Source organism: Micromonospora wenchangensis (assembly GCF_002210435.1).
Classification (GTDB): domain Bacteria; phylum Actinomycetota; class Actinomycetes; order Mycobacteriales; family Micromonosporaceae; genus Micromonospora; species Micromonospora wenchangensis.
In genome coordinates this window covers 139,307-153,861 of sequence record NZ_MZMV01000011.1, presented here as the reverse complement: position 1 = coordinate 153,861, position 14,555 = coordinate 139,307, and the positions used below count along the sequence as shown (strand labels likewise).

16 protein-coding genes are annotated in these 14,555 nt (G+C 70.7%); 3 read left to right on the top strand and 13 right to left on the bottom strand.

From position 1 onward, the window contains the following. Positions 1–453: 453 nt before the first annotated feature. Entirely contained in the window at positions 454–864 is a 411-nt protein-coding gene (locus tag B5D80_RS09405) for an Imm1 family immunity protein (protein ID WP_088643411.1), read from the top strand. 55 nt (positions 865–919) lie between these two features. On the opposite strand, the gene B5D80_RS09400 is transcribed toward B5D80_RS09405, so the two are convergent. Then, on the bottom strand, positions 920–1,477 hold the full coding sequence (locus tag B5D80_RS09400) for a hypothetical protein (protein ID WP_144081623.1): 558 nt from the start codon (positions 1,475–1,477) through the stop codon (positions 920–922). A gap of 349 nt (positions 1,478–1,826) precedes the next feature. Here B5D80_RS09400 and B5D80_RS09395 point away from each other — a divergent pair, with 349 nt between their 5' ends. Further along, a complete protein-coding gene (locus tag B5D80_RS09395; protein ID WP_245854388.1) occupies positions 1,827–2,369 on the top strand; it encodes an excalibur calcium-binding domain-containing protein in 543 nt (180 codons plus the stop codon). A gap of 1,612 nt (positions 2,370–3,981) precedes the next feature. On the opposite strand, the gene B5D80_RS09390 is transcribed toward B5D80_RS09395, so the two are convergent. The 12 genes from B5D80_RS09390 to B5D80_RS09340 all read right to left on the bottom strand — a co-directional run bounded on the left by B5D80_RS09390 (position 3,982) and on the right by B5D80_RS09340 (position 13,779). Continuing rightward, positions 3,982–5,211 (bottom strand): hypothetical protein, encoded by a 1,230-nt coding sequence (locus tag B5D80_RS09390; protein ID WP_144081622.1) that lies wholly within the window; start codon positions 5,209–5,211, stop codon positions 3,982–3,984. A 415-nt stretch (positions 5,212–5,626) separates the two neighbouring features. Continuing rightward, positions 5,627–6,079, bottom strand: coding sequence for a hypothetical protein (locus B5D80_RS09385; protein WP_088643407.1), 453 nt, complete (start codon positions 6,077–6,079; stop codon positions 5,627–5,629). A 42-nt stretch (positions 6,080–6,121) separates the two neighbouring features. After that, the gene (locus B5D80_RS09380) at positions 6,122–7,099 is read right to left on the bottom strand and encodes a DUF4192 domain-containing protein (RefSeq protein WP_088643406.1); all 978 of its coding nucleotides are present in this window, start codon (positions 7,097–7,099) and stop codon (positions 6,122–6,124) included. Between the two features lie 264 nt (positions 7,100–7,363). Then, positions 7,364–8,653, bottom strand: a complete 1,290-nt coding sequence (locus B5D80_RS09375; protein ID WP_088643405.1) for a hypothetical protein — start codon at positions 8,651–8,653, stop codon at positions 7,364–7,366. Further along, a complete protein-coding gene (locus B5D80_RS09370) occupies positions 8,650–9,351 on the bottom strand; it encodes a GGDEF domain-containing protein (RefSeq protein ID WP_144081621.1) in 702 nt (233 codons plus the stop codon). Before B5D80_RS09370 ends, B5D80_RS09375 begins: the two co-directional genes overlap by 4 nt. Positions 9,352–9,497: 146 nt before the next feature. Next, positions 9,498–9,881, bottom strand: coding sequence for a hypothetical protein (locus tag B5D80_RS09365; protein WP_088643403.1), 384 nt, complete (start codon positions 9,879–9,881; stop codon positions 9,498–9,500). After that, positions 9,874–10,293, bottom strand: coding sequence for a hypothetical protein (locus B5D80_RS09360; RefSeq protein WP_088643402.1), 420 nt, complete (start codon positions 10,291–10,293; stop codon positions 9,874–9,876). The genes B5D80_RS09365 and B5D80_RS09360 overlap by 8 nt, the downstream gene beginning before the upstream one ends. 19 nt (positions 10,294–10,312) lie before the next feature. Next, entirely contained in the window at positions 10,313–10,888 is a 576-nt protein-coding gene (locus B5D80_RS09355) for a hypothetical protein (protein WP_144081620.1), read from the bottom strand. Between the two features lie 282 nt (positions 10,889–11,170). Next, positions 11,171–11,632, bottom strand: a complete 462-nt coding sequence (locus tag B5D80_RS09350; protein ID WP_088643400.1) for a hypothetical protein — start codon at positions 11,630–11,632, stop codon at positions 11,171–11,173. 589 nt (positions 11,633–12,221) lie between these two features. Continuing rightward, complete coding sequence (locus tag B5D80_RS09345; RefSeq protein WP_088643399.1) at positions 12,222–12,902, bottom strand: SDR family NAD(P)-dependent oxidoreductase; 681 nt, start codon at positions 12,900–12,902, stop codon at positions 12,222–12,224. A 32-nt stretch (positions 12,903–12,934) separates the two neighbouring features. Beyond that, positions 12,935–13,105 (bottom strand): hypothetical protein, encoded by a 171-nt coding sequence (locus B5D80_RS33310; RefSeq protein ID WP_158224156.1) that lies wholly within the window; start codon positions 13,103–13,105, stop codon positions 12,935–12,937. Then, positions 13,102–13,779, bottom strand: a complete 678-nt coding sequence (locus B5D80_RS09340) for a DsbA family oxidoreductase (RefSeq protein ID WP_088643398.1) — start codon at positions 13,777–13,779, stop codon at positions 13,102–13,104. Before B5D80_RS09340 ends, B5D80_RS33310 begins: the two co-directional genes overlap by 4 nt. A 66-nt stretch (positions 13,780–13,845) precedes the next feature. On the opposite strand from B5D80_RS09340, the gene B5D80_RS09335 reads away from it, so the two are divergent. After that, positions 13,846–14,547: a TetR/AcrR family transcriptional regulator gene (locus B5D80_RS09335; protein ID WP_245854386.1), complete on the top strand. Its 702-nt coding sequence runs from the start codon at positions 13,846–13,848 to the stop codon at positions 14,545–14,547. Positions 14,548–14,555 lie beyond the last annotated feature (8 nt).

The window sequence follows — 14,555 nt, the reverse complement described above, 5'->3', positions numbered from 1 at the left end:
GGCGGCGGTGCACGACGAACCCTTGCTGGTCGGCGGGTTTGCGGACGATCTCCAGGGTGGTGCGCAGGATGTCGCGGGCCCAGTCGACCAGACGCCCGGCGAACCCGGAGTCGGCGAACACGTGCCGGATCGGGGTCGCCGCACAGCGGCATGGTGAGGGCGTATTACGCCGCGCCCCCACACCCACCAGGACGAGCACGCGGGGCACCTCCACAAACAGCGCCCCCTCGGAAAGGCGCATCCTTCCCGCGCCCCGAGCCGCAGCAGGAAGTCAGCGCCGTTGCCGGCCGGGTCAACGCCTTAGCCGAACCCGGTCGGCCACCTCCATGCCGTCGAACAGACCGCCCTACACCCGCTACAGACTCGATCTGACCTGACTGTCTGGGCGACACAGGACAGCGGACGAACCTGGTGGACCACGACCTACACAGGCACGGGTGAGAGGATCAGGTGATGACATTCCGCGTGGTGTTCGACATCTGTGAGCAGGAGCTACCTGACGCGGAGGCCACCCGGGTGTTCCTCGACAAGCAGACGCTGATGATCGGACCGCACGGCACCCGGGCACACGCATTCTGGTTCGCACCGAGCGGGGCTGACGACGTCCTACGCCTCGACATCGACTACGACAACGCAAGGGCCGCGCTGCGCTGGCTGCCCGATGGCGGTCACGCGGTGGAACAGCCGCCGGCCGAACCGATCGTGGTTCTGGAGTCGTCTGACTCCCCTCTGGTCACCATCCCCGCCGAGTTGGCGGTGCTGTCGGTGGAAACCGCCCACCGGGCAGTCATTGAGTACATCGCGACCTGTCAACGCCCATCGCTCGTCCGATGGGCAGACCACACGGCATCGCAAGAGAAGTAGGGCTGCTGAGGTTGGGAGATGGTCGTGAAGCGGCAGCTGCCGTTTCCGCACACCGTCACTTCACGTTCAAGTCGACGATGACTCCCTGGTCGGCGCATGCCGACTGCAACCCCGACAGGTGCGTTCCCAGCGGACCCATGAATGCCAGTCCCGCCATCCCGCTGTCGTCGTCCAGCCCCTGCATCTGCCATGCCACGTCCACGATCGCCGTTCCGTGCTCGCGTAGCTTCTCGTACCGTGAATCCTCGAAGATCGCCCGTGCCTTCCGGTATTCGGCCTCGGTCATCTTCTTGTCGACGGTGGTGTCACCGCCGGTGGTCTTGGGGCTGCCGTCCATCTTCTTCCCGGCGGCCATCGCCTTGCACGCGGCCACCCCCGAGTCCTCGCGGATGAACTGGTCGTACACGGCGTACCCGCCGAAGCCGAGGACGACGAACACGGCCAGGGCGACGGTCGCGGCAAGGAGGATCGGCTTCCCCGGCTTCCCTGCCGACGTGGGTGCCCACGCGGTGGTCCCGGCGTTCGGGTAGTCGTGCTTTTGCCCGTCGGGGCTGACCCACTGCTGCTGCGGGCTGGTGTCCTGCGGGCTGCCGGGGTACTGCGGCATGGTCACGATCACTCCTTGGTCGGATACTCGGTTGATGCTGGCCGGTCGGGTCGGCCCGATGGGAGCGATGTCGGCTTGGTGACAGCGAGTGTGGCCAGCTGAGGGATGCGGCTCCACTGGTCGGGCCCGGCATGCACCAACCCGCGTCCGAAGGCCGACCCGAAAAGCCACGCCATCCCGCCAGTTTTCTGCGGCTCGATGCCGCAAGCGCAAAGATCGCCAAGCTTTCGGGTAGGGGCCCATAGGTGGTACGGCAAATCCTGCTGCCGCCGCCGAACCCGCAGTCGCCTACTCGACAGACGCCCGCCTGAAAGGACCATCCCGCGGCCTGGCTCACCGCCAGCACACTCGGCCGGTGACGAAAGCACTCACGGCCAAACAAACCATCGGCATCACTCTCGCCGGATTATTCGGCGTGTGCTGCTGCGGCAGCGGCCTTGCCGGCGCATTCGGCGACAACAATGACACGAAGCCGGCATCGGCACCGACGGCGTCCGCAACGGTAGAGGCGCGCAAACTCGGCGATGCACTTGCCACCGTCACCCCCACCCCCGACGACACGCCAACCCCCACTCCGAGCCCCACCCCGAAGAAGACCAGCAAGCCGAAACCTGCCCTGTACTACAAGAACTGCGACGCGGTCAGGGCAGCCGGTGACGCCCCGTTGTTCGAGGGCGAGCCCGGCTACCGGCCCGGGTTGGACCGAGACGGCGACGGGGAAGCCTGCGAGCCGGGCGGCGGCAACGGCGACCTGGGCGGCTACGACGACACCAACGGCGACGTCTACTACGCCAACTGCACAGCCGTACGCGCGGCGGGCGCGGCCCCGATCCGACGCGGTGACCCCGGGTACTCACGGAAACTGGACCGCGACGGCGATGGGATCGCCTGCGAGTAGCGCCGTCGGTGTGCCGGCTGGGAGGGAACCACCGTCACCTGACCCCGACCGACCGGCCGCCGCGTCAGGGGATGGGGGGGCGTGGGCTTGTCACGGCGATGCATCCCGGGCTCGGGCCCGCTGTATGCCGGGGCCGGTGTCAGTCGCCGGTTGCCTCTCGGGCAGCCCGGTGGGCGGCGACGGCGGCCTGTCGGCGGGCGCTGGCCTCCGCGATGGCCTGGGCGACCCGGTCGGGTCGGCGCAGCGGATTGTGGGGCAGCCGAGGCACGGCTGCCGGGTGGCCGCTGCCGACATCGTGCGGCACCGTCCGGGTGGGGTCGTCCCCGATCGCCCGCAGGGGCGTCGGTCCGCTCGGGGTGTCGAGGGTGGAATCGGGGCCGCCGTCGCGTGTGCGCGCTACAGCAGGGTCCGTACGGACGACAGTGACTTCTTCCTGGGTTGTCTCGCTCCTCCTGGTTCCTCCTGGTTCCTCTGTCACCCGTTTCCCGGGGGACGTGGGGACGGTTTCCGGGGGACGTGCGGACGCATTTCGGGGGACGTCGTGCCCGGTTTCCGGGGGACGTGGCCGATCAGGCGCCCCCGTGTCGTCCCCCGTTTCCCGGGGGACGTGAGGGGTGTCGAGGTGCAGGCGGTACCGGGCGGTGTGGGTGCCGTCGCGCCGCAGGGACGCCTTCCGGTCGGTGCTGATCGCTCCTGCGGCGGCCAGGGGGCCGATGGCCCGTTCGACGGCTTTGATGTCGGCGCGGGTGAGCGGTCCGCTCCTGCCCCGGCCGAGGGCGAACTCGGCGAGGGCGTGGTGGCCCCGACCGAACCAGGGGCGTGCGTCGTCGTCTCTGGATACGGCGGCCATGTAGGCGAGTAGTTGCATCGAGGTGGCAGGTACCTTGCCGGCGTACAGGGCGTACGCGGTGAGGACGTTGCTGGAACCCACAGAAGCCGCTCCTGATCTGTCGCGCGGACAAGACGGTGCCGAGCCGGACAGCGGGAGAGTGCCGCCCGGCTCGGTGGTCAGGGGTCATGCGTCATTGCTGGCGCGCAGTTCATGTGTCCCGCACCCGGATTGCAGCGGTCACGTTCTGCATGCATGCAAACTGCACGTCGTGTGCGTCCTGGTTGACGGGTGCCGCCCGACACCGCCGCCCGGGTCGTTGCGAAGGCCGTGACTGCCCGCAGACTGCGCCCCCGCTGCGCCGTCGGTCGGGATGCTGCCCTGGTCATCGGCCTGGCCCGGTTGCTCTCCGACTGGATGCTCGACCGTGTCGTCCGGCCTGCCGTTCGTCGACATGCCGAAGGGCCCGGACAGCCCGTTCCACGCGATAGTCGTCGGGGTCGAGACCGTCGTCGGCGACGGCATCCAACGCGGCGAGTTCCGCGACGTCGGCGACGTGCACCTCGTGGTGGAGCTGCTCTGCGGGTGTCATGCGCGTCGGCGCGGAACGCCTCGGCCGGAACCAGGACAGCTACTCCCCCACAGTCCGCGCCGCCCGGGAACTCATCCTCGCCTCGCTCGGATAGACGGCAGCACCGTCATCCGCAGGACGACGCCGCCACCGATCTGCTGCTGACGGTGCAACCGGGCTTGCCGGGGTGGATGCCGGCGGACCGCCGAGGGTCAGCCCGCAGGGGCGTCGAGGTAGGCAAGCATCGCCTCCCGGCTGCGCGGCAGCCCGTAGTCGCCGACGAGCGACGCGAAGTTGCCGAACGACACACCGTCGATCAGCCACGCCCCGGGCGAGCGGGCCAGCACCTCGACGAGCCGCCGTTGCCGGGAAGCCAACGCAGCCCGGGGCACCCCGGCGGGCAGCCGGCCATCGGGGAACGCCAGGCGCAGCGCCTCGGCCGCCACCGGCAATGCCTGTTCACCGGCGGCGACGGACAGCCGGTCGAGCAGCGCGTCGAGTGCCCGATCGGTGTGCCGGGGGCCGAGCAGGCGCAGGGACATCCCCGCGTACCCGTTGAGGTCGCCGTCGAGGAAAGGCACTCCGACTCTGCCGGTGGCCGGCTGGTTGTCCGGCTCGGTGGCGGCGGTCCAGGCGAGCAGTTCGTCGACCGTCGCCTCGTCGGCGTCGACGCCGAGCACCCGGGCCCGGCCGATCGCGGCGGCCCAGCGGATCACCGGCCGCGGATCGGCCAGCAGCCCGGCGTCGGGCGCGGCGCCGAGCAACCCGGCCGCCACCAGGGCTGTCGCCGTCTCCCCCTCGTGCACCTCCATTGCGGCCTCGGCTGCCGCGACGAGCGCCGGGATGCTGCCGGCCGCGTCCTGCGGGAACCAGGCCAGCGCGTACGCCGCACCGGCGCGCAACCCCGGGTCGGCGTCGGTGAGCAGGTCACGGAAAAGGGGCACGCCGGCCCGCACCGCGTCGTAGACGGTCAGCTCGATGTACGCCCACAGCCGCTGTTGGTCCGCCTCGTCGAGCGACTCCACATACGTGTACTCGACGTACTCCTTGCGGGTCTCGTCGTCGCCGTGCCACGGGGGCGGTTTGGCGGCGAGTAGTTCCCGCCCGCCGTCGGCCGCCCGACGCAGCTCGACCACCGGGACGCCCTGCGGTAGCCACCTCGCGTCGTGGCCCACCGCAAGCACCGTCACCAGGTAGAGCACCAGTTCCCGGTCGGGGGTGGCCGGGTCGGCGAGCAGCTCCAGCAGGAACGGCACGGCGTGAGCCGACGCATCGTAGCGGGTGCCCTGGTGGAAGATGCTGGCGTAGAGCGCACCGAAGGCAGTGTGGCGCTCTTCCTCGTCGGGCGAGCGCAGGGCGCGGAGCAGGCCGGGCACGTCGCCGGCCGAGCCGTAGGCGTGACCGAGCCGGACCCAGTCGATGTCGTCGATCCCGTCGAACACGCGCCCATCCTCGCGCACCACACCGACGATCCCGCCGGACGGGTTGGCACAGGGCAGCGGCGACCCGGCCGCCTGACTCGGGCCCGTGCTGCCCCGCGCGACCGGGACACCGTGCGGGGCGGCGAACACCTTGTCGGCGGTGCCCTCACGCTGCGCCTGCAGGGTCTCGGGCAGCTGGTCCAGGCCCGTAGAACGCCGGACACCGGCGGTCCAGGCCGAGGGATGCCTCGACGTGATCTGCCTACGCGGCAGCCAGCCGACCCCCGGAGCCCTCAGAATCGGCCTGGACGAAACCTGCATGGGGCTGCCGGCCCAGCATCGCGCCCCAAGCCGGGGGTGACCGACGAGGGGCGCGATGACCACAGTGCTGAGGCGGAGGGGGGACGCGGCGGCCGCGAGCCCTGTCAGGTGGCTGCTATGGCCTCGGGTGGGAGGCGCGTACTTCGGCGGCGGCGATGACCTTGTCGCGGCGGGCTGGGGTGAGGGCGGCGAGGAGGTCGACGTACTGCTGTTCCTGCGCGGTGATCGGTTCGGCGAACGCCTCCCGGTAGGCCTGTCGGGCTGCTTCGTGGGTGGCTTCGATGGGTCCGTGCCGGTCGTAGGGCAGGGCGAGGTCGCGCAGCTGCTGCGCTGCGGTGACGGGGTCGGTGGACAGGGTGGTGTCGTGGATGCGGAAGGTGGCCGGGAGGTCGGCGGCGGTGATCGCGGTGAGCAGGCACAGGTTGGCTTGGATGTGGTGGGCGAACGCCTCGTTGCGGTGGGGCGTTTCGCCGCGGGCACGCACTGCGGCACGGCCGGCCTGCCAGTCCAGCCGGGTCTCTTCGGCCCGTTTGGCGAGGGCGAGCAGCATGCTGCGGGTGGGGTCCACGGGTGTTCTCCTGTCGTGTGGGTTGTGCCGGGAGGGGTCGGGTTATGCCTGGTCGAACGTGGAGGGCGGCAGTCCGGCCTGGAGGGTTTGCAGGAGCAGGTCGGCGAGCGGGTAGTTGGGGTCGATCTGGAGGGCTCGTTCGACGGCGATGAGGGCCAGGGCGCCGTTGCCGTTGCGCCAGGCGGTGAGGGCCAGGACGGTGGCGGGCGCCGGGACGAGGGGTTCGTCGGCGCGGCGGACGGCGTCGACCCAGAAGGTGATGTGGTGCTCCTCCGGTTCGGTGAGGTCCACGGCGGCGTCCCGTACCGGGGTCTGCGTCAGGAGCAGGGTGAGCCACGCCATGTCGGTGTCGGGGAGTCGTTCGCCGTCGTCGTGCTGGCGTAGGGCGTAGCGGATGGCGTCCGTGCCGGCCTGCTCGAGGACGTTGTTCCCGGCGGCGAGCAGGGTGATGAGGCGGGGGGCCGCTTCGACGGTGGCGAGGTGCATGGCGTCGCGGGCGGTGCCGGTGACGGGGGTGATGCGGGCGGCCAGGGCTGCCCGGTTCGGGAGGGCGACCTGCCCGGCGGCGGTTGCCTGCACGGCGACGAGGCTGGTGGTGGGGTCGAACGGGGTTCCCTCGGGCGGGCAGCAGGTGGGGTCGCCGCAGGTGAGGCTGGTGATCCGGGTGCCGGTGACGCAGAGCAGGTGGCGGACGGTGATCCCGCTGGCGGTGAACGCCTCGTCGTAGAGGCGCAGGGCGGGGTCGATGCGGTCGACGGGTCCGTAGCCGATGATCACGGTGTCGGTGATGTGGTGCTGCCGGTGGATGACCGCTGCCAGGTGGGCGGCGTGGTCGAGGAATTCCTGTGCTGCGGCGTCGGTGGCGGGAAGGTCCCCGCGGGCGGCGAAGACGATGCGGTGTTCCCGCATGGCGATGACGACGGCGCTGCCGTCGTCGGGGTGGAAGCCGAGCAGGTACGGCACGGCGGTGGCCAGATCGCTGGAGGAACGGACGGTGAGTTTCTTGTCGGGGAATGACATGGTGCTGTCCTTGTCTGTGTTGGTGGGAGAAGCCGCAGCCGGGGAGATCGGGGTTGCCCCTGGCGCTGCGGTGGTGCAGGTCGGGCCGGGACGCGTACGGCAGTGCCACCAGGTGCGGTGACACCGCCGTACGGCGCGGGACGAGGCGAGGCCGGCAGCGGCTCACCGGGGGGTGGGCCGCCGTGTCGAGGGGCCCGGGGTGTGGGCAGCCGACAGGGGCGCGGGTTCCCCAGGGCAGGCCCTCTGGTGCCGCGTGCGGTGCTGTCAGCCCTGGTCGGGGGACGGTTCGGTGCCGGGGGTGCGGTCGCCGAGGACACGGACGGTGGTGCTGAGCTTGATCGGGAGGTGCTTGTCGCCCTTGAGGAAGGGTTGGATGTCGACCGGGCGGCGCAGGCTTCGGCCGGGGCCGTACGCCTGTTGACGTTCGTGGCCGGAGACCCAGAACCGGTGGTCGGGCTTGGCCCGGGTACGCAGGCCGGCGGGTGCGGAGGGTTGCGGTGCGGTGGTGGGGTGCGGTGCGATCCGCACGATCCGCACGTCGGGGGCCGGTCGCCGTTGGCGTTGGTACGCCCTGGTGGTGCCCTTGGGGAGTTTCGCCGCGACGGTGTCGGTCAGCTGTTGGTGGATCAGCAGCCAGGTGGTGATGAGCGGGCCGAGGGGGTGGTGTCCGTCGAGGGTGGCGCGGCGGGTGAGGTGTTCGGTGTGCAGGGGTGTCAGCCAGCCGATCTCGTGGCGTAGTGCGGGCATCAGGTCGTCGTCGAGGGCGGTGCCGATGCTGCGGTAGCCGGTGAGTTGCCAGCCGTCGCGGTGGGGTGTCCAGGACGCGGCAGCGAGGTGACCGGTGGCACCGATGGGGGTGGGCCAGGTGATGAGGCCGGCGGGTGAGGCGACGAGGTCGTCGGTGACGGTCGCCGGCGGCTGTGTGGTGGTGACGTCGGCGATGTGGTCGGTGAAGTCCTGGTTGATCCAGTAGAGGGGGGCGAGGTCGAGTTGGTCGGCGAGGGTGCGGCGGTGGCCGGGCTCGTGCAGGGGTGCGGGCAGGTGGTCGGGGCCGCGCAGGAGCCGGGTGAGCCGGTCGCGGATCTTCGGGAGCATGTCGGCGGTGATCCGGGCCGACGGCCAGTCGGCGGCGGTCAGCAGCGTCCGGTGTTCCCTGCCGAGCAGGAGGCACCGGTGCAGGGTGCGCAGGATGAGGTACTCGTCGCTGCGGGGTGGCCACTGCATGCGGGCGGCGCAGTGCGCGGTGAGAGCGTCGACGTCGTCGGATTCGATGTGGTGGGCGCACCGGTAGCAGACGTGCCACTGGTCGTTGTAGGTCTCGACCGCGCCCGCAGCGGCGATCTGGATGAGACCGGTGTGGTAGTTCCACACCGGTGGCGCGCCGGTGCAGGTGTGGCAGCGATCGAACACGGCCGGCAGCTGGCGGGCGTCGACGGGGACGACGGCGTGCCGGCCCTCGGCGACAGGATGCCGGTACACGGTGCGGCCCTCCTGCGTGGACTCGGTCAGCACCAGGTGGCAGGTCGCGCAGGCGGTGCGGGAGGTGAGGTTCATTCGACGCTCCCGGACCGGTCGCGGCGCAGGTCACGGGGGCGTGGTCCCCGACGGTGTCCCTGCTCGGGCATGACCATGCCGGGCGTGTAGAGCAGGTGCCGGTCGCCGCCGTGGTGTTTAGCCTGGTACATGGCGGTGTCCGCCCGGTGCAGCGGCCCGTCCTCCAGCCGGTCGGTGCTGGCCGTGATCGTCATGCCGACGCTGGCGGTGACGGTCACCGTGACCGGGCCGTTGCCGGCCTGGATCGTGACCGGTGCGGCGATCGCCGTGGTGATCTGGTCGGCGACGTCGTCGAGGCGGTGGTGGCGCAGGGGCAGGATGGCCGCGAACTCGTCGCCGGACAGGCGGGCGGCGGTGCCGTCGGCGGCGTCGGCGAGGTGCCCGAGCCGGTCGGCGACCTCCATGAGCAGGTCGTCGCCGGCGTCGTGGCCGTGGGCGTCGTTGACCTCCTTGAACCGGTCGAGGTCGAGGAGGATGACGATGAGCGGGCACGGTGGGCCGGCTGCGACGGCGTTGTGGGCGGTGCGCAGGCCGATGCGGTTGAGCAGACCGGTGAGCGGGTCGTGGGTCAGCTGCCAGGCCGCGTCGGCCAGTTCGGCGCGTAGCCGCTCGACGGTCCGCCGGGTGGCCAGGTAGCCGGCAGCGGTCCCGAGGGTGACGGCCACGGGGATGGCGATCATGAGGAGTGTGGTGGGCACGGGTTCCTCCCATCATGGGAAGGACCCGGGACGTACTCCGTGGGCAGGTGGAGTGTCCCGGGTCCTGAACGACGACGGCCCGCCTGTTGGCGGGCCGTATTTTTCGGTGGCCGCCGCAGCGGGGCCGGCGTGGTGAGGTCGACCGATCAGTCGGGCTCGGGGAGGGAGCCGTCGAGGCTCCAGGTGGCGCCGACGTGGGCCGGCCAGCAACCGCAGTGGCCGCCGTCGCCGGGATGCGCTGGCCGGTAGGGGTCGTCGGTGCGTGCACGCCGGCCGATGAGCCGGTCGGGTCTGGCGGGGCTGCCCGCCGGCCGGGAGGCGTGGCGTTCGGAGCGCAGAATGACCAGGTCGACGTGGGAGGCGTAGGGCACGTAGACGCCGTGCAGGACGGTGCCGCCGAGCCGGTCGCAGCACGGCACCGACACCGGGTACCAGCCGCTACGTTCGACGGTGACGAGGTGACCGCAGTTCAGCCACAGGGCGAACACCCGCACCGGGTGCGTCACCTCACCGTTCGGCTGCTCACGCACGACGGTCCCGCCGCAGCTGCTGCTCGACGCCGGCCGCGGTCAGCGGAGCACCGGTGAGCCGGGTCGGGGTGTCGATGGGTTTCCAGCCGACGAACTCGCACGCCAGCCAGGTGGTGTCACCGCGGGCGGTGACCGCGACGACGTCTCCGGTGGACAGCGATCGCAGCCGCAGCAGCCGGTAGGTGCAGGCGATGAGGAAGTCGGCTTCACCGTGCGGTGCCGCCCGGTTGGCTTCCAGGGTGTCGAGGTCGACGTTGAACAGTGTGGAGATCCAGTCGGCGGTGTGCTGCGGGGTGGCGGTGTCGGGCAGATGCCGCCAGTGGGAGATGACCTGGGTGAGTGTGTGGCCCGGCTGGTGGGGCAGGAAACGACTGTCGGTGTTGTGGTAGACGGCGATGACGTGCAGCGTCATGGCAGGACTCCGTTGCGGGTCAGGGGTGCGATGCCGGGCCGGCGGGGGTGCCGGTGTCGTCCGGTCTCAGCGGGGGCGGTCCGGTCGGGCGGACACGCAGGATCTGTTCGGGCAGCACCAGCGCGGCGGGCTGACCGGTGAGGGGGTTGATGATCGGCTGGTAGCCGGTGACCCAGAGCAGGTGCCATCGCTCGGCGGGGGCTGCCGCCCGGCTGCCGGTGGGGTCACCGTGGGAGGTGACGCCGAGGTCGGCCAGGTGCGCGGCGGGGTCGCTGGCGCGGTGGTGGGGTAACCGGCCGGCCAGCATCGGGCAGCCGCGGGCGGAGTAGTCGGCGCAGACGGGGTGCATACCCGGTTCAGGGCTAACGAGCAGCTTCAGGTCGCTGTCGCGCATCGCGAAGACGATCCGTGCAGGGTCGAGTGGACCGCCGCAGGTCTGGCAGAGCCGATCGCGCAATGCGCGGCGGTGCCGGTGGTAGTCGACGGCGCCGAAGCGGTACCGACCGTCGGGCATCCGTACCGTGATCCACGGCACCGCGAGGCCACCCACCAGCGGGCGGGACGCCAGGAGCGCCGGAACGTCGGGCGCGATCATGCCGGCACCGTCGGCAGAGACCCGGGACCGGCGGCCGCAGGGCACGTCCGGTGGATCGACCGCCGCCGGCAGCCGCCGGTGTCCGGGTCTGGGTATGAGTGGTTGGCCGAGGTGGCCCGCAGCGGGCCGCAAGGGTGGGGCATCGGAATCCTCCGCAGGGATGGGAATCCGGGCACGACGGTCGGCCGTGCCCGGACGGTGCGCGGGATTGCGCGGTCGGCCGGGCACGGCCGGTGGAACAACAGGGAACGGCGGAACCGGTCCCGGGGCTGCGCCGGGGTGTTACGCAGTCGTCGTCCGCAGCACCGTGTGGGCGTCCTTGAGGTGGCCGGCGAGGGCCTCACCGACCGCACCCGCCGTGGTCAGACGTGCGGTCAGCGCCTGCACGGAGGTGGCGGGCATCCGGGCGAGGCCACGGAAGCTGCGGTTGTCGGCGTGCCGGGCGGTGTGCTGGATGATCTGGGTGAGGTGGGCCTGGATGAGGTTGAGACCACACAGCAGCCGCCCCAACTCGGTCGTGTCGTGGGTTGCGGCGGCGTACGTCATGGTCTCCCCGACCTGCTCGAGGGCCATGAGAATCACGTACGTGGCGGTGACGGTCGTGGCCGGCCCCAACGGCGCTTCCCCGCCGAACAGGTCGGCGAGCTGACCGATGACGGTGCTGTTGTCGTCGGTCAGACGCGGTGCGTCGGGCAGGGTGGCGAACCAGTCGATGTCGTCCAGGTACCAGGTGTGCTGGAGCATGTCGTCCTCCGTAGGGCAGCACGAAACGGCGAGCACCGGGCGGTGAACGCCTGAGGATGGGTGGAAAACGCTGCTCGCGATCTACAACGCGAGAGGTGCAGCGTGGGATGAGCGCCAGATCCGAAACCGACGACGGCGGCCGACCGAACAGGGTGGGCGCGATGCCGTCGCGGAAGGCATCAGATCAGTGGCACGGAAAGTAGGGAGAGTCCCCAGGTTAGGTTCCGTCGACGGCGGCGAGGCGACGTGTCAGGTTCGGTGGTCTGTCAGCGCCTGACAGCCCGCAGGCGGCAGCGGTACCTGTCCGCCGCAGACCCGGCGGCACCCCGGCCTGCCGTGGCGCGACCACCGGCAGCCCTGGCGGGGCGGACGGCGGTTCACACAGCGGGCCTGTGGATCTAACAGAGCCATTGGCGAGACAGGCCCCGCTGCGGCTACAGCCGACCGATGACTGGCTTTGGGTCGTGAACTATCGGCTCCGGAACACGTTCCGCGAATGACCGGAGCACAACGGGCTTGGGATGGTCAAGCCGCCAAGGCCACATCCGCGTGGGTGAGTGTGGTGGTGCGGCCTTGAGGTTGTGGGCTTTCAGAACGTGTTGTAGTGGTGCTCAGCGCCGTCTCGTTTGGTGTAGAGGTCCCAGTAGTGCTGGGCGATCGTGTCGGGCTGGGTCTCGGGGCCGCCGGTGCCGATCCAGACCGAGAGGGGGACGTGGGCGGCGTAGACGCCTGTGCCGTCGGTGACCTGGTGCAGCTTGAGGACCCAGGAGCGCAGGGCCGCGCCCGCGATGGCGATGTTGGCGAACTCCGGCGCGGCCTGGGTGGGGTTGAGCGAAGCAGCGCCGGTGGTGAACAGCAGGGTGCCGCTGCCGCGTTCGAGCATGTCGGGCAGGACCTGCTGGGCGGCGGTGATGCCGCCGTAGAGGTAGTAGTCGAGCTGCGGCTGGATGTTCTCGACGGTGACGTCCAGAGGGCTCGCCATGGTGATGCCGGGAACCGGGGTGTGCGGGGCGGGCGAGTACTCCAGGACGTCGACGGTGCCGAAGCGCTGCTTGATCCGGGCGGAGGCGTCGACCAGCGAAGGGCGGTCCATGACGTCGGCGGCGAAACCGGCGGCGTCGATTCCGGCCTGGCCGAGTTCGGCAGCGAGGGCGTCGAGTTTGCTTTGGGTACGCGAGACGAGCGCGACGGAGAAGCCGTTACTGCCGAAGGTTTTCGCGATGGACTGGCCGAGGCCGGAGCCGGCGCCGACGATGGCGATTGTGGGCATGATGGTTCCTTTCGGGGTGTGACGGTGGGTTGTCAGTCGCAAAGTTCTCCGGGCCGGCAGGAGTCGCCGCCGGCCACGAGGTGGATGATGGTCCCTGCGGCCGGCTGGTCGCGGGGACCGTCCGGGTCTTCGCCGATCGGTAGCGGATCGTCCTGTGGGATCGGATCGGTCTGGTCGGCGGGAGCGGCCGGGTTGCTGGTCACGAGAGGGACTCGCGGGCGCGGGTGATGGCCTGGGCGTACGCGTCGATCGACTGAGCCCCGGCGACGGCGAACCGCTGGTCGAGCAGGACGAATGGGACTCCGGTGACGCCAAGCTCGCGGGCGCGCCGTTCGTCATGGCGAACCTGCTGGGCGTAGGAGTCACCGGCGAGGACGGTGCGGACCTCGTCGCCGTCCAGGCCGACTTCTACGGCGACAGCGTTCAGGCTCGCGTGGTCGTACGGGTTGATCTCGCCCGCGAAGAAGCGCTTCTGCACTGTCTCGAAGAAGACGGTGCCGGCATCGCGCCGGTTCGCCAGCTGCAGGACGCGGTGCACGTCGAAGGAGTTGGCGTGCAGCCGGTCGGTGGTGAAGGGCAACCCTTCGGCGGCGACCCGGTCGCGCATGGCGGCTTCGGCCTGCATCGCGGCCTGGACCGGCAGGCCGTGCTTGCGGGTGAAGATCTCCGGGATCGTCATCGGTTCGGCCGAGGCGTCCGGGTCCAGCTCGAACGAGCGCAGCATGAGCGTGATCCCGGCCGTGCCGGTGCGGTCCACAGCGTGGCGCAGCCGGTGGATACCCAGATAGCACCAGGGGCAGCCGAGGTCGGTCCAGACCTCGACCGTCAGCCGACCCGCCACGGGCGCGGTGGTCTTCACCGTTGCGGTGTCCGTCATCGCTGTCTCCTCATCACAACACGCATAAGTGGTGCCTTAGCTCCACTTAACCGTAGCAGCAAAGTGGTGACCTGGCTCCACTTGTGCGATGGTGAAGGTGTGACAAGCCGGACACCCGCCGAAAAGCCCCTGCGAGCCGACGCTGCGCGTAACCGCAAAGCGATCATCACCGCCGCCCGGCACGCGTTCGCCGAACAAGGGCTACAGGTGCCGCTCGACGAGATCGCCCGCCGAGCCGGCGTCGGCGAGGCGACCCTGCACCGGCGATTCCCGGACCGCGAGTCCCTGATCGCCGCCGCGTTCAACGACAAGATGACCGACTACGCCGACGCCGCAGCACAGGCGCTCGCCGACCCCGATCCGTGGGCCGGATTCTGCGGCTACGTGCGCCAGGTGTGCGCGATGCAGTCCGGCGACCGCGGCTTCGCCGACCTACTCACCCTGACCTTCGCCGCCACCAATCCCACGATCGAGGACCTCGAAGGCCACCGGGCCCGCGCCTACCGCGACTTTGTCACCATCGTGCGCCGCGCCAAAACCTCCGGGCAGCTGCGCGCCGACTTCCACCCCGACGACATGATCCTGCTGCTCATGGCCAACGCCGGAGTCGTCGCCGCCACCGCCGGCACAGCCCCGGACGCCTGGCAACGCATCGTCGAATACCTGCTCCAGGCATTCGCCAGCGAAAATGCTCGCGAACTGCCCGCCCCGGCACCACGCGGAGCCCTTCTCCGAGCCATGCACCGCAGCCAGCAGACCCCCGTCTGAGCATCAGC

Excerpts from the sequence above, each read along its gene's own strand:
- B5D80_RS09350 (WP_088643400.1), bottom strand. The coding sequence starts at position 11,632 with ATGCTCCAGCACACCTGGTACCTGGACGACATCGACTGGTTCGCCACC.
- B5D80_RS09405 (WP_088643411.1), top strand. The coding sequence starts at position 454 with ATGACATTCCGCGTGGTGTTCGACATCTGTGAGCAGGAGCTACCTGAC.
- B5D80_RS09360 (WP_088643402.1), bottom strand. The coding sequence starts at position 10,293 with ATGACGCTGCACGTCATCGCCGTCTACCACAACACCGACAGTCGTTTC.
- B5D80_RS09340 (WP_088643398.1), bottom strand. The coding sequence starts at position 13,779 with ATGACGGACACCGCAACGGTGAAGACCACCGCGCCCGTGGCGGGTCGG.
- B5D80_RS09380 (WP_088643406.1), bottom strand. The coding sequence starts at position 7,099 with ATGTCATTCCCCGACAAGAAACTCACCGTCCGTTCCTCCAGCGATCTG.
- B5D80_RS09375 (WP_088643405.1), bottom strand. The coding sequence starts at position 8,653 with ATGAACCTCACCTCCCGCACCGCCTGCGCGACCTGCCACCTGGTGCTG.
- B5D80_RS09345 (WP_088643399.1), bottom strand. The coding sequence starts at position 12,902 with ATGCCCACAATCGCCATCGTCGGCGCCGGCTCCGGCCTCGGCCAGTCC.
- B5D80_RS09355 (WP_144081620.1), bottom strand. The coding sequence starts at position 10,888 with ATGATCGCGCCCGACGTTCCGGCGCTCCTGGCGTCCCGCCCGCTGGTG.